Annotated in this window: 13 protein-coding genes; 4 read left to right on the top strand and 9 right to left on the bottom strand. The window is 66.7% G+C overall.

The annotated features are described in order from the left end of the window. Positions 1–3: 3 nt before the first annotated feature. The 5 genes from atpD to BBX35_RS18855 form a co-directional block, all read right to left on the bottom strand. Complete coding sequence (atpD, locus tag BBX35_RS18875; RefSeq protein ID WP_067223405.1) at positions 4–1443, bottom strand: F0F1 ATP synthase subunit beta; 1440 nt, start codon at positions 1441–1443, stop codon at positions 4–6. A gap of 24 nt (positions 1444–1467) precedes the next feature. Beyond that, on the bottom strand, positions 1468–2346 hold the full coding sequence (locus BBX35_RS18870) for a F0F1 ATP synthase subunit gamma (protein WP_067223402.1): 879 nt from the start codon (positions 2344–2346) through the stop codon (positions 1468–1470). A gap of 33 nt (positions 2347–2379) precedes the next feature. Continuing rightward, complete coding sequence (gene atpA, locus BBX35_RS18865; protein ID WP_067223399.1) at positions 2380–3909, bottom strand: F0F1 ATP synthase subunit alpha; 1530 nt, start codon at positions 3907–3909, stop codon at positions 2380–2382. Next, positions 3909–4469 carry a F0F1 ATP synthase subunit delta gene (locus tag BBX35_RS18860; RefSeq protein ID WP_067223397.1) on the bottom strand — a complete coding sequence of 187 codons (561 nt, stop codon included), beginning with the start codon at positions 4467–4469 and terminating at the stop codon, positions 3909–3911. Before BBX35_RS18860 ends, atpA begins: the two co-directional genes overlap by 1 nt. A 258-nt stretch (positions 4470–4727) precedes the next feature. Next, on the bottom strand, positions 4728–6953 hold the full coding sequence (locus tag BBX35_RS18855; protein ID WP_279626385.1) for a primosomal protein N': 2226 nt from the start codon (positions 6951–6953) through the stop codon (positions 4728–4730). A gap of 191 nt (positions 6954–7144) precedes the next feature. Here BBX35_RS18855 and fsa point away from each other — a divergent pair, with 191 nt between their 5' ends. The 4 genes from fsa (at position 7145) to BBX35_RS18835 (ending at position 9703) form a co-directional block, all read left to right on the top strand. Further along, positions 7145–7798: a fructose-6-phosphate aldolase gene (gene fsa / locus BBX35_RS18850; protein WP_067223394.1), complete on the top strand. Its 654-nt coding sequence runs from the start codon at positions 7145–7147 to the stop codon at positions 7796–7798. Between the two features lie 77 nt (positions 7799–7875). Beyond that, positions 7876–8835: a tyrosine recombinase XerC gene (locus BBX35_RS18845; RefSeq protein ID WP_067223391.1), complete on the top strand. Its 960-nt coding sequence runs from the start codon at positions 7876–7878 to the stop codon at positions 8833–8835. 86 nt (positions 8836–8921) lie between these two features. Further along, on the top strand, positions 8922–9335 hold the full coding sequence (locus BBX35_RS18840) for a hypothetical protein (protein ID WP_067223389.1): 414 nt from the start codon (positions 8922–8924) through the stop codon (positions 9333–9335). Between the two features lie 158 nt (positions 9336–9493). Continuing rightward, a complete protein-coding gene (locus BBX35_RS18835) occupies positions 9494–9703 on the top strand; it encodes a hypothetical protein (RefSeq protein WP_067223386.1) in 210 nt (69 codons plus the stop codon). A gap of 132 nt (positions 9704–9835) precedes the next feature. Here the strand turns inward: BBX35_RS18835 and lpdA are convergent, their stop codons facing one another. From lpdA to BBX35_RS18815, 4 genes are read right to left on the bottom strand one after another with little or no spacing between them, the layout of a single operon-like run. Next, a complete protein-coding gene (gene lpdA / locus BBX35_RS18830) occupies positions 9836–11245 on the bottom strand; it encodes a dihydrolipoyl dehydrogenase (RefSeq protein WP_067223383.1) in 1410 nt (469 codons plus the stop codon). Between the two features lie 54 nt (positions 11246–11299). Further along, positions 11300–12058: an SDR family oxidoreductase gene (locus tag BBX35_RS18825; protein WP_067223380.1), complete on the bottom strand. Its 759-nt coding sequence runs from the start codon at positions 12056–12058 to the stop codon at positions 11300–11302. Positions 12059–12091: 33 nt separating this feature from the next. Further along, complete coding sequence (locus tag BBX35_RS18820; RefSeq protein ID WP_067223377.1) at positions 12092–12703, bottom strand: LysE family translocator; 612 nt, start codon at positions 12701–12703, stop codon at positions 12092–12094. An 11-nt stretch (positions 12704–12714) separates the two neighbouring features. Then, a complete protein-coding gene (locus BBX35_RS18815; RefSeq protein WP_067223374.1) occupies positions 12715–13281 on the bottom strand; it encodes an HXXEE domain-containing protein in 567 nt (188 codons plus the stop codon). Positions 13282–13380: the final 99 nt, after the last annotated feature.

Below are 13380 nucleotides of genomic sequence, written 5' to 3'. Positions count from 1 at the left end.
TGCTTAGGCCGCTTCGGCGGCCAGGCGCTGTGCCTTCTCGACCGCCTCGTCGATCGAGCCGACCATGTAGAAGGCGGCCTCGGGCAGGTGGTCGTAGTCGCCGTTCACCAGGCCCTGGAAGCCCTTGATGGTGTCTTCGAGCGCGACGAGCTTGCCCGGCGAACCGGTGAAGATCTCGGCGACGAAGAACGGCTGCGACAGGAAGCGCTCGATCTTGCGGGCGCGGGCCACGGTGAGCTTGTCCTCTTCCGAGAGCTCGTCCATGCCGAGAATGGCGATGATGTCCTGGAGCGCCTTGTAGCGCTGCAGGGTCGCCTGCACGGCACGGGCCGTCTCGTAGTGCTCGTCGCCGATGATGCGCGGATCAAGGATACGCGAGGTCGAGTCGAGCGGATCCACGGCCGGGTAGATGCCCTTCTCGGCGATCGAGCGGTTAAGCACCGTCGTCGCGTCGAGGTGGGCGAAGGTCGAAGCCGGCGCCGGGTCGGTAAGGTCGTCGGCCGGCACGTACACGGCCTGCACCGAGGTGATCGACCCCTTGGTCGTGGTGGTGATGCGTTCCTGCATCGCACCCATGTCGGTGCCGAGCGTCGGCTGGTAGCCCACGGCCGAAGGAATACGGCCGAGAAGCGCCGACACTTCCGAACCCGCCTGCGTGAAGCGGAAGATGTTGTCGACGAAGAACAGCACGTCCTGGCCTTCGTCGCGGAAATGCTCGGCGACGGTCAGGCCGGTCAGCGCCACGCGGGCACGGGCTCCGGGGGGCTCGTTCATCTGGCCGTAGACCAGCGCGCACTTGGAACCCTCGGTCGAACCGCCGTGCTCCTTGGGATCGCGGTTCACGTTGGACTCGATCATCTCCCAGTAGAGATCGTTGCCCTCACGGGTACGCTCACCCACGCCGGCGAAGACGGAGTAGCCGCCGTGCGCCTTGGCGATGTTGTTGATGAGTTCCATGATCAGAACGGTCTTGCCGACGCCGGCGCCGCCGAACAGGCCGATCTTGCCGCCCTTGGCGTAAGGCGCGAGCAGGTCGACGACCTTGATGCCCGTCACGAGGATCTCGGCCTCGGTGGACTGCTCGGTGAAGCTCGGGGCTTCCTGGTGGATACCGCGCTTCGTCTCGTGGACGATCGGGCCAGCCTCGTCGACCGGCTCGCCGATGACGTTCATGATGCGGCCCAGGGTGCCGGCACCGACGGGAACCGAAATCGGCTCGTCCGTGTCGACGACCTTCTGGCCGCGAACGAGACCCTCGGTCGCATCCATGGCGATGGTGCGAACGGTGTTCTCGCCGAGGTGCTGAGCAACCTCGAGAACCAGGCGGTTGCCGTTGTTGTCGGTTTCAAGGGCGTTCAGAATCGCCGGCAGGTGATCGTCGAACTGAACGTCGACGACGGCGCCGATGACCTGAGTGATCCGCCCGACTGCTTTGTCAGCCATTTTGCTATCCTCGTCTCGATCCGGTCAGAGCGCCTCGGCGCCCGAAATGATTTCGATCAGCTCCTTGGTGATCTGAGCCTGCCGCTGACGGTTGTAGTTGAGCGTCAGCTTGTTGATCATGTCACCGGCGTTGCGCGTGGCGTTGTCCATCGCGGACATGCGCGCACCCTGCTCGGACGCTGCATTTTCCAGAAGCCCGCGGAAGATCTGCACCGAAATGTTGCGCGGCAGCAGATCCGCCAGGATCTCGCCCTCGTCCGGCTCGTACTCGTAGACCGCGTCGGTCTGGGCGGACTTCGCCGCCTCGCCGAAGGTCGCCGGGATGAGCTGCTGGGCGGTCGGGACCTGGCTGATCACCGACTGGAACCGCGCATAGAACAGGGTGCAGACGTCGAACTCGCCCGCGTCGAACATCTCGCGGATCAGAGTGCCGATCTCCTCGGCATTCTCGAACGCGACGCGCTTGACGTGCCGCAGCTCGATCGTCTTGACGATGTGCGAGCCGAGATCACGCTTCAGGGCGTCGAAGCCCTTCTTGCCGACGCAGACGATCTTCACCGTCTTACCCTGCGCGATCAGCGACTTCGCCCGCTCGCGCGCCAGCTTGGCGATCGACGAGTTGAAGCCGCCGCACAGGCCGCGCTCCGCGGTCGCGACCAGCAGGAGATGCACGTCATCCTTGCCGGTGCCGGCGAGGAGGCGCGGAGCATCGTCCCGGCCCTCAAAGGCGCTGGCGAGGTTGGCGAGGACGGCCTCCATGCGTTCCGCATAGGGCCGCGCGGCCTCGGCCGCCTCCTGGGCACGACGCAGCTTCGCCGCGGCCACCATCTGCATGGCCTTGGTGATCTTCTGCGTCGCCTTAACGGAGGCGATCCGGTTTCGTAAGTCCTTCAGGCTCGGCATGGCCGCCCCTTGTCCTGGATGCCGTCAGTCGCGTCAGGCGAAGTTCTTGGCGAAGGCCTCGATGGCCGCCTTGAGACGGGCCTCAAGGTCAGCGTCAAGCGCCTTCTTCTCCCAGATACCGTCCAGGAGATCCGCATGTTCGCCGCGCAGGTTCAGAAGCAGGCCCTCTTCAAAGTCCCGGACCTTGTTGACCGGCAGCTTGTCCAGGTAGCCGTTGACGCCGGCATAGATGACGGCGACCTGCTCCTGAGTCTTCAGCGGCTGGAACTGGCCCTGCTTCAGAAGCTCGGTCAGGCGCGCACCACGGTTCAGCAGGCGCTGGGTCGTGGCGTCGAGATCCGAACCGAACTGGGCGAAAGCCGCCATCTCGCGATACTGGGCGAGCTCGCCCTTGATCTTGCCGGCAACCTGCTTCATCGCCTTGATCTGGGCCGAGGAGCCCACGCGCGACACCGACAGACCGACGTTCACCGCCGGGCGGATGCCCTGGAAGAACAGATCCGTCTCGAGGAAGATCTGGCCGTCGGTGATCGAGATCACGTTGGTCGGAATGAAGGCCGACACGTCGTTGCCCTGGGTCTCGATGACCGGAAGGGCGGTCAGCGAACCGGAGCCGTTGGCCTCGTTGAGCTTGGCCGAACGCTCGAGCAGGCGAGAGTGGAGATAGAACACGTCGCCCGGGAAGGCTTCACGTCCCGGCGGACGACGGAGCAGCAGGGACATCTGGCGATAGGCCACGGCCTGCTTGGTCAGATCGTCATAACCGATCACGGCGTGCATGCCGTTGTCGCGGAAGAACTCGCCGATGGCGGTGCCGGAGAACGGCGCCAGGAACTGCAGCGGCGCCGGGTCGGACGCCGTCGCGGCGACGATCACCGAGTACTCGAGAGCACCCGATTCCTCGAGCTGCTTGACGAACTGGGCAACGGTCGAACGCTTCTGGCCGACGGCGACATAGATGCAATAGAGCTTCTCGCCCTCATTGTCCGTCGCGTGCATCGGCTTCTGGTTCAGGAACGTGTCCAGAATGATCGCCGTCTTGCCGGTCTGACGGTCGCCGATGACCAGCTCGCGCTGGCCGCGACCGACCGGGATCAGGGCGTCGATGGCCTTGAGGCCCGTCGACATCGGCTCGTGAACGCCCTTGCGCGGCAGGATGCCCGGCGCCTTGACGTCGACGCGGCGCATCTCGGAACCCTCGATCGGACCCTTGCCGTCGAGCGGGTTGCCGAGCGGGTCGACAACGCGGCCGAGCAGACCCTTGCCGACCGGGATCTCGACGATGGCGCCGGTCCGCTTGACCGTGTCGCCTTCCTTGATGTCACGGTCCGAGCCGAAGAGCACGACGCCGACATTGTCGGTTTCGAGGTTCAGCGCCATACCCCGGATACCGCCGGGGAACTCGACCATCTCGCCCGCCTGGACCTTGTCGAGGCCATAGACGCGCGCGATACCGTCACCTACCGAAAGAACCTGACCGACTTCGGTAACTTCGGCGTCCTGGCCGAAATTCTTGATCTGGTCCTTGAGGATGGCGGAGATTTCCGCTGCCCGAATATCCATCAGCCGACCTCTTTCATCGCGAACTTGAGGGAGTTGAGTTTTGTCTTGAGCGAAGTGTCGATCATCCGGCTGCCGACCTTGACCACCAGGCCACCGATCAGAGAAGGATCGACCTTCGAAGAAATCACCACCTTCTTGCCGGTCGTCGCATTGAGCGCGTCGGCGAGGGCGGAGAGCTGCGCATCCGAGAGCGGCGCCGCGGACACGACATCCGCCGGCACTTCGCCGCGGCGACGAGCCAGATCCGCGCGGAAGGCGCCGATCATGCCCGGGACGGCGAAGAGACGCCGATTCTTCGCGGCGAGCTTCAGGAAGTTGGCGGCCAGCCCCGTAACGCCGGCCTTGTCCAGGACTGCCGTCAGGGCCTTGAGCTGTTCATCGGCGGAAAACACCGGGCTTTCCACGAGGCGGCGCAGATCTGCGCTGTCCTGGAGCAGCTTGTCGAACGCCTCCAGCGCCTTCTCGACGTCCGCCACGGAGCCCTGCTCCTCTGACAAGTCGAGCAGTGCCGTCGCGTAACGGTGCGCCACACCTGAAATGAGAGATACGTTGTCGGTCACAGGGTCCGTGCTCTCTTAGGCAGGTTTGAGCCGATGCGCCCAGCTGGGCTGATCGCAAGGCTTTGGAAAATCTGAACTTTCTTTGGCACCGGAGTGCGCTTGGTCGCATATCCCCCGGAAAGCCGCGCTTCGATTAGCACAGGCTTCAATGCGGGGCAACATCGCCACGGGGTCCAAATGCCGCAATTCGGCCCGAAAATGGTCGAAGCAGGTGTCATCGGCCCGCAAACATGCCCGCGGACGGGGCCTTTACCCTGCTCAGAAGAAGCTCTGGGGATCGATATCCACCTGCAGGCGCACCCCGCCGGAGGGTTTGGGCAGGCGGGCAATCCACGACCGCATGAGGGCCTGCAGGTCGACATTGCGCGGCGCCATCGCCAGCAGACGGAATCGGTAGCGCCCCCGCACCAGCGCCAACGCGGCCTCCGCCGGACCGAGAACCGTGAGGCCGGGGCTCGCCGGCGACAGCCGCGCCACCTGCCGGGCATAGTCCTGCGCCCTCGCCCTGTCGGGCGCGGAGACGATGAGCGCCGCGAGCCGGCCGAACGGCGGCAGCCCGGCCGCCTTGCGGGCGGCGATCTCGGCCTCGTAGAAAGCCGTGCTGTCTCCCGAGGCCAGCGCCCGGATGACCGGATGCTCCGGCGCATAGGTCTGCAGCAGGCCGCGCCCGCCGCCGCCGATACGCCCCGCACGGCCCGTTACCTGCGCCAGAAGCTGGAAGGTCCGCTCGGCCGCCCGCGGATCGCCGTTGGCAAGGCCGAGATCGGCATCCACCACCCCGACCAGACGCATCAGCGGAAAATTGTGCCCCTTGGCGACGAGCTGCGTGCCGACGACGATATCGGCACCGCCCTCCTCGATGATCCGCATTTCCCGGCGCAGGCGGTCGGGTCCGCCTTGCAGGTCCGACGACAGGACCAGCACCCGCGACTGGGGAAACAGGTCCGCCGCCTCTTCGGCGATCCGCTCGACGCCGGGACCGCAAGCGACCAGCGACTGGGTGTCGCCGCAGGCCGGGCAATGATCGGGGCTCGGCTCCTCGTGGCCGCAGTGATGGCAGGACAGGCGACCACGAAAACGGTGCTCGACCAGCCATGTCGAACAGTTGGGACACTGGAAGCGATGGCCGCAGGAGCGGCACAGGGTGAGCGGCGCATAGCCGCGGCGATTGAGGAAAAGCAGCGCCTGACCGCCGCCGGAGAGCGTCTCGCCGATCGCGTGGCGCAACGTGGGCGCCAGCCACTGCCCGCGTTCCGGGCCGTCCTGGCGCATGTCGATGATCGAGATTTCCGGCATGGGCGCACCGGTGGCGCGCTCGGGCAATTCCAGGCGGACATAGCGGCCCTGGTCGGCATTGACCCGGCTTTCCACCGAGGGAGTCGCCGAGGCGAGAACCACGGGAAAGCGCGAAATATGCCCACGCACCACCGCCATGTCGCGGGCGTTGTAGGGCACCCGGTCGTCCTGCTTGTAGGCTCCGTCATGTTCCTCGTCGACGACGACGAGACCGAGTTCGCGGAATGGCAGGAACAGCGCCGAACGGGCGCCGACCACCACGCGCACATCGCCGCTGGCAACCCCGCGCCAGACCCGCGCGCGCTGTCGGGTGGCGATCTCCGAATGCCACTCGGCCGGCAGAACGGCAAAACGGCGCTCGAACCGCTGCAGGAAGGCGCTGGTGAGCGCGATCTCGGGAATGAGGACGAGCGCCTGGCGCCCCTGGCGCAGCGCCTCGGCCACCGCCTCGAAATAGACTTCCGTCTTGCCCGATCCGGTCACGCCGTCGATGAGGAAGGTGCGGAACCCCTGCCCCACGGCCGCGACCAGTTCTTTCGAGGCACGCGCCTGCGCGGGCGTCAGCCGAGGCGGCGACCAGTCCGGATCGGGCCTCGGCAAAGGCGGGACGGCCGGAAGCTCGATGCTTTCCAGAACGCCATGGGCCAGCAGCCCGTCGACCACGGATGAACTCACCCCGGCCGCGTGGGCAAGACCGCTGCGGGTAAAGCCCGCGCCGTCCTGAAGGACCTCCAGCACCCGCTGGCGCGCCGGGGTCATGCGCTCGGGCCGCGTGCCGGCGGACGACAGGCGCACACCGGCGAGCGGCGGCTCGCTCTCCAGGGCCTCTTCCGAGCGCAGGACCATGCGCAACACCATACCCGGCGCGGCGAGCGTCCAGTTGGCCACCCAGTCGACCAGCGTCCGCAGTTCCTCGTCGAGCGGCGGGGCATCGTCATAGACATGCAGAATGTTCTTCAGCCGGGACGGCGAAACGGACCCGGCAGCGGAGCCGCCCTCCGGTTCCAGCGACCACACGGCCCCCACCACCTCGCGCGGGCCGAGCGGCACACGGACGATGGAACCGGGCCGCACGCTCATCCCCGGCGGCACGCGGTAGCTGTAGGCCATGCCGATGGCGACCGGCAGCAGAACCTTGGCGACCGTCGCCGGCCGCACCTCGCCGCTATTGCCAAACAGATCGCTCACCCCCGTCCTCGTTCCTGCTCGGTTGCCGCCCGCTCCACGGGATGTTGCCCCCGCAATCCGGCCTGCTTCGGGCGAATCGGGGCTGTCACCGCGCGCCATCCTAAGGTATGCAGTCAGGCCCGGGCGAGGCAGATGCCCCGCCGACCCGAAACTCCGCAAAAGCCCGTTTCCGATAAGGAGCCAGAGCCGCCATGAAGTTCTTCGTCGACACCGCAGACACCGGGGAGATCCGGGATCTCGCCGCGACCGGCCTGCTCGATGGCGTCACCACCAATCCGTCGCTGATCCTCAAGTCCGGGCGCCCGATGAAGGACGTCATTGCAGAGATTTGCGACATCGTCGAGGGCCCCGTCTCCGCAGAGGTTACTGCGACCGATGCCGATGCGATGATCGCCGAGGGCCGCGCGCTGGCCGAGATCGCCGACAACATCGCGGTGAAGCTGCCGCTGACGCTCGACGGCCTGAAGGCCTGCCGCACCCTGACCGATGCCGGCCACATGGTGAACGTCACCCTGTGCTTCTCGTCGAACCAGGCGCTGCTCGCCGCCAAGGCCGGCGCGACGTTCATCTCGCCGTTCATCGGCCGCCTCGACGACATCAACATCGACGGCATGGACCTGATCCGCGAGATGCGGATCATCTACGACAATTACGGCTTCGAGACCGAGATCCTGGCCGCCTCGATCCGCACCGCCAACCATGTGCGCGAATGTGCGCTGGTCGGCGCGGATGTCGCGACCGTCCCGCCGGCCGTGCTCAAGGGCCTGGTCAAGCACCCGCTGACCGACAAGGGTCTCGAGCAGTTCCTGGCCGACTGGGCCAAGACCGGACAGAGCATCCTCTGAACTCACGCCAAGAGACCGGTCGGCCGCACCGCCGGCCGGTCCGCTTGCTCTACCCGCAGGCATGATAGGATCGCGCCATGAGCGATCCTGATTCCCTGCTGGTGTCGGCAAAAGCCGACGTGAACGCCGCCGTCGGAGACTGGCTCGACCATCTCGGTTCGGAACGGCGGCTCTCCGACCGGACGCTGGTCGCCTATGAGCGCGACGTCCGCCAGTTCCTGCGCTTCCTCACCAACCACCTTGCCGAACCGCCCGGACTGGAGGCCCTCAGGGAGCTGCGCCCTGCCGATTTCCGCGGCTTTCTCGCCTCGCGCCGGCAGACCGGTGCCGAGGGCCGGACGCTGGCACGCGGCCTTGCCGGCATCCGCTCGTTCCTGCGCTATCTGGAAACGCTCGGCCAGGTGAATGCCGCCGCCAGCGCCGCGATCCGACCGCCGCGCCAGAAGCGCTCGCTGCCCAAGCCCGTTTCGGCCGGCGATGCGATGACGCTTGTCGATGCGGATGCAGCGGACGACGCCGAGCCCTGGGTCGCGGCACGCAACGCCGCGGTGCTGACGCTGCTCTACGGCTGCGGGCTGCGTATCTCCGAGGCCTTGTCGCTGACCGGCCGCACGGCACCGCGCCATGGCACCAGAAGCCTGCGCGTCGTCGGCAAGGGCGGGCGCGAGCGCGTCGTGCCTGTGCTGCCGATCGTCTGCGATGCGGTGGAGGACTATCTGCGCCTTTGCCCATACGTGCCGCAGCCGGAGGGGCCGCTGTTTCTCGGCGTGCGCGGCGGGCCGCTCGGACCGCGAATCGTCCAGCTGGCGATGGCGAAGCTGCGCCGCGCGCTCGGCCTGCCCGAAAGCGCCACGCCCCACGCCCTGCGCCATTCCTTCGCGACCCATCTGCTGGCCGGCGGGGGCGACCTGAGGACCATCCAGGAGCTGCTTGGCCACGCCAGCCTCTCCACCACGCAGATCTACACGGAAGTGGATGCCGCACGGCTGCTGGACGCCTACGACCGCGCCCATCCGCGCAGCCGCAGGCCCGCATGAGGCTGTCGCCGTGCTTCGCGTGAGCCACGACGCATTGCAGCATCGAATTTCCTTGCGGCGGCATGCGCTGCGGACAAGAATCCGGCATGTGGAGCCTTCTGATTCCCTTCGTCGTCGCCCTGACGGTGATTGTCGCCGCTCCCCCCCCCGTCTTTGCTGAGAATCGCTGCCGCATCCCCGAAGCCGGGCGCTGGTACAATCCGCGCGCGGCAACGCAGCAAGTGCGCATCATCGAGATCGAAAGCCATTGCAGGGGCGGCCTGATCGTCTCGCGGATGCGCGTGTTCACGCGCTGTGCGCCGCGCGACTGCAAATGGGGCTGGACCGACGCCATCCGCCTGACCAACGGCCGGCTGCTCGCGCGCTTCCCCGGCCTTTTCGGCGCCCGCGAGGTGGAGATCATCCCGATGAATCACCGCATCGAGGCCCTGGTGAAGATCCAGTCGCATACGGCCGGCGTGCAGGACGGCTTCCACGCGGCGATCCTCGAGCGCGACTAAGCTCGTTCGGTTTCAACGCGGCGGAACTGGTCGCTTTGCCTGTTTCGCACTAGACTTTCCGTAGCGTCTCCTTGGCGACGCCCGGCATCTGTCGGGCAGGTCCGTCGTTGGAGATTGAGGCGTATCGTCCCGATACGCTGCCAGAACGGGAGAGTAGAATGCGCATTCTCGCAGGACTGACGGGGGTTGCCGCCCTCCTCGCCTTCTCCGCCGCACCGGCCATGGCCGAGTGCAACTGGTCCAAGATGTCGCAGAAGGCAACGCCGACAACGACGGCCGAGGCTCCGCAGAGCCCGACCACGACCACAGGGACCCTGGTGGTTGCGGACAACACGACCACGCAGACGGCAACGCAGAGCGCCGAGTAACCGCACCGCGCCGTGCAACACGCACGGGCGCGTGGCGGCCCCCGCGGCCAAGCAAAGAGCCCGCGCCGAGTATCCCGGCGCGGGCCCTTTTCATCTCGTCAGCCGGCGCTCATGCGCCGGGATTGTCAGCCGTCAGGCGTGGATCGGCTTGGCGAAGGCGGCCATTGCGGCTTCCTTGACGGCTTCGCTCATCGTCGGATGAGCATGGCAGGTGCGCGCCAGATCCTCGGCCGAGCCGCCGAACTCCATCAGCACCGCTGCCTCATGGATCATCTCGCCGGCGCCATGGCCGATGATGTGGACGCCGAGGACCTTGTCGGTCTCCGCATCGGCCAGCACCTTGACGAAGCCTTCGGTGTGATTGGTCGCCTTGGCGCGGCCATTGGCGATGAAGGCGAACTTGCCGACCTTGTAGGAGATTCCTTCAGCCTTCAGAGCCTCTTCGCTCTTGCCGACCTCGGCGACCTCGGGGCTGGTATAGACCACGCCCGGGATGACGCCGTAGTTCACGTGGCCAGCTTGCCCTGCAAGCATTTCGGCAAGGGCGACGCCCTCGTCCTCGGCCTTGTGGGCCAGCATCGGACCGACGATCACGTCGCCGATGGCATAGATGCCCGGCACGGTGGTCTGGTAGTGGCCGTCGGTCTTGACCCTGCCGCGCTCGTCGAGCGCAACGCCGACCTCCTCGAGGCCAAGGCCCGAAGTGTAGGGACGGCGGCCGATGGCGACGAGCACCACGTCGGCCTCCAGCGTCTTGGCGGCAGCCTCGCCGCCGCCCGCCGGCTCGACCGTGACAGCGAGCTGCTTGCCGGTCTTCTCGACGGCCGTGACCTTGGAGGACAGATGGAACTCGACGCCCTGCTTCTTCAGGATGCGCTGGAAGTTGCGGGAGATGTCCGCGTCCATCGGGCCGAGGATCTTGTCCATGAACTCGACGACCGTCACCTCGGAGCCGAGACGGCGCCAGACGGAGCCGAGCTCGAGGCCGATCACGCCGGCGCCGACGACGACCAGCTTGCCCGGCACCTTGTCGAGTTCCAGCGCACCGGTCGAGGAGACGATCTGCTTCTCGTCGATCTCGACACCGGGGAGCGGGGCCACGTCGGAGCCGGTGGCGATGACGATGGACTTCGCCTCGATCTCCTGCTTGGAGCCGTCCTCGGCGGTCACCTCGACCCGGCCGGCCGCAAGGATGCGGCCCGTGCCGTGGAACGGCGTCACCTTGTTCTTCTTGAACAGGAATTCGATGCCGCTGACATTGCCGTCGATGGTCTTCTGCTTGTGGCCCATCATCGCCTTGAGATCGAGCTTCGGCTTGCCGACCTTGATGCCGAAGTCCTCGAAATGCTCGGCCGCCTCCTCGAACAGCTCGGACGTGTGCAGCATCGCCTTGGAGGGGATGCAGCCGATGTTCAGGCAGGTGCCGCCATGGGTGGCGCGCTTCTCGACCACGGCCACCTTGAGACCGAGCTGGGCGGCCTTGATGGCGCAGACATAGCCGCCGGGGCCGGTGCCGATGACGACGAGATCAAACTGGGACATAGCATTCGCCTCTTGTTTCGTTCGTTCGGGCGGACATGCCGCCATGTTTCGGTATCAGGGGAGGATCGAGCGGCCGCCGGACACGTCGAGAATCGCGCCCGTCGTGTAGCTGGCGGCGTCCGACAGAAGCCAGGCGATCGCCTCGGCGCATTCCTCGGCCCGACCGGCGCGCAGCATCGGCAGATCGCCCGCAACCCGCCTCGCGCGGTCAGGATCTCCTCCCGAAGCGTGGATTTCCGTATCGATGATGCCGGGGCGCACGGCATTGACCCGCACCCCCTCGGCCGCCACTTCCTTGGCAAGACCGACGGTGAACGTGTCGACCGCCCCCTTGGCCGCCGCATAGTCGATATACTGCGCCGGCGAACCGATCTTGGCGGAGGCCGACGACACGTTGACGATGGCGCCGCCCTTGCCGCCATGGGCCGTCGACATCCGGCGCACGGCCTCGCGGGAGCACAGGATCGTGCCCAGCACGTTGATGTCGAAGATGCGCCGCAGCCGGTCGAAGGACATGTCCGTCAGCCGCGCCGCGACGTCGACCACGCCGGCATTGTTCACCAGTCCGGTCACGCGGCCGAGCCTGTCGGCCTCGGCAAAGGTCCTCAGGCAGTCGTCCTCGCTGGCGACATCGGCTTTCAGCGCCACCGCACGGTCGCCCTTGGCCTCGATCTGCGAGACGACCTCGTCGGCGCGCTCCGGGCTCGACACATAGGTCAGGAGGACCGTGGTACCCGGGCCCGCGAGGCGCAATGCCGCCGCAGCTCCGATGCCGCGGCTGCCGCCTGTCACGATCACGACATTCTCGGTCATGGGCTTCTCCGTTCAGGACATGTGCGGCGCAGGTCAGCGGTCGGCAAGCGCAAGCCTTGCGCCGAACCCGGCGAAGGCGAGCGCGACCGTCCGGCTCATCCAGGTCATGACCTGACGGCTGCGCAGGATGCGGGCACCGAGCGCAGCGGCGAAGACCCCGTAGCCGATGAACACAACCAGCGTCAGCCCCATGAACACGCTGCCCATTGCCAGGATCTGCAGGGACACGGCTCCCTCGCCCGGGACGATGAACTGCGGCAGGAAGGCAAGGAAGAACAGCGACAGCTTCGGGTTCAGGACGTTGATCAGGAAGCCGGTACGAGCCACGGCGACGAGGCTTGCCGGCGCCGCCTGACGGTCGAACGCCATCGGTCCGGCCTCGCGGAAGGCCTGCCAAGCCAGATAGAAGAGGTAGGCCGCACCGGCATATTTCAGAACCTGGAAGGCCAGCGCGCTGGCATGCAGCAGTGCGGCAAGGCCGAAGGTCGCCGCGATCAGTGCCGGCAGGATGCCGAGCGTGCATCCGAAGGCCGCGACGATGCCGGGAACCCGCCCGCGCGCCAGGCCGGTAGCCACCGTGTAGACGACGCCGGTTCCCGGAACGAGAACCACGACGAGAGCGGTGAGCAGAAAATCCAGTCCCATGGGAATCTCCCTCAGCTGGCTGCGAGGCGACGGCGAACACCGGCGACGATGGCACCATGCAAGGCGAGGACGAGAGCCAGCGACACGGCATGCTGGGCAGTGCTGGCCTGTGCGGCGATCTGCGAGAAGGCCATCAAACCCAAGGGCAGGAACAGCAGGATCGCCGTCCACAGCCCTGGATTGCTTCTGCGCAGGGCCAGGGCCTGGACAATGTGCAGCACCGCGTTGACCAGCAGCAGATAGACGCCGATGAGGCCCCATCCCACCGAGAGCGAGCGCATCAGCCAGAGCGTCAGCACCATCCCGCCCCAGACGCCGACGACGTTGATGACGAAGACGGCAGGTACGCTCAGAACGTCGCGGCCCTTGCCGATCACCTCGTTGACGAAGGCGCGGAACCGGTCGCCGTCATGCTCTTCCAGCTGGTGCAGCATGTAGACGGGAAGCGCGAGAAACACGAAGCGCTCGCCCCACGTCCAGTCGGCCGTCAGCAAGGGGCTCAGAGCCAGCAGCACCACACCCGAAAGTGTGCCGCCATAGACCCAGTTTTCCTGCAACCGCCGGACTGTCCCGCTCATCCTCCGCCTCCGCTGGGCACCTGCTGATCCCTGCCGCCTCTTTCGAACGGAAAGCACCGGCTCGCCACTCGCCGCCTGCAGCCAGTGCCGAGGCGACGG

Origin of the sequence: Stappia indica (genome assembly GCF_001696535.1) — a bacterium.
Taxonomy (GTDB): Bacteria; Pseudomonadota; Alphaproteobacteria; order Rhizobiales; family Stappiaceae; genus Stappia; species Stappia indica.
Note: the sequence above shows the minus strand (reverse complement) of the source record. Positions and strands in the feature narration are given on the sequence as shown.

Coding starts and splice junctions, on each gene's coding strand:
- atpD (WP_067223405.1), bottom strand. CDS start 1,443: ATGGCTGACAAAGCAGTCGGGCGGATCACTCAGGTCATCGGCGCCGTC.
- BBX35_RS18870 (WP_067223402.1), bottom strand. CDS start 2,346: ATGCCGAGCCTGAAGGACTTACGAAACCGGATCGCCTCCGTTAAGGCG.
- atpA (WP_067223399.1), bottom strand. CDS start 3,909: ATGGATATTCGGGCAGCGGAAATCTCCGCCATCCTCAAGGACCAGATC.
- lpdA (WP_067223383.1), bottom strand. CDS start 11,245: ATGTCCCAGTTTGATCTCGTCGTCATCGGCACCGGCCCCGGCGGCTAT.
- BBX35_RS18835 (WP_067223386.1), top strand. CDS start 9,494: ATGCGCATTCTCGCAGGACTGACGGGGGTTGCCGCCCTCCTCGCCTTC.
- BBX35_RS18815 (WP_067223374.1), bottom strand. CDS start 13,281: ATGAGCGGGACAGTCCGGCGGTTGCAGGAAAACTGGGTCTATGGCGGC.
- BBX35_RS18845 (WP_067223391.1), top strand. CDS start 7,876: ATGAGCGATCCTGATTCCCTGCTGGTGTCGGCAAAAGCCGACGTGAAC.
- BBX35_RS18825 (WP_067223380.1), bottom strand. CDS start 12,058: ATGACCGAGAATGTCGTGATCGTGACAGGCGGCAGCCGCGGCATCGGA.
- BBX35_RS18820 (WP_067223377.1), bottom strand. CDS start 12,703: ATGGGACTGGATTTTCTGCTCACCGCTCTCGTCGTGGTTCTCGTTCCG.
- BBX35_RS18840 (WP_067223389.1), top strand. CDS start 8,922: ATGTGGAGCCTTCTGATTCCCTTCGTCGTCGCCCTGACGGTGATTGTC.
- fsa (WP_067223394.1), top strand. CDS start 7,145: ATGAAGTTCTTCGTCGACACCGCAGACACCGGGGAGATCCGGGATCTC.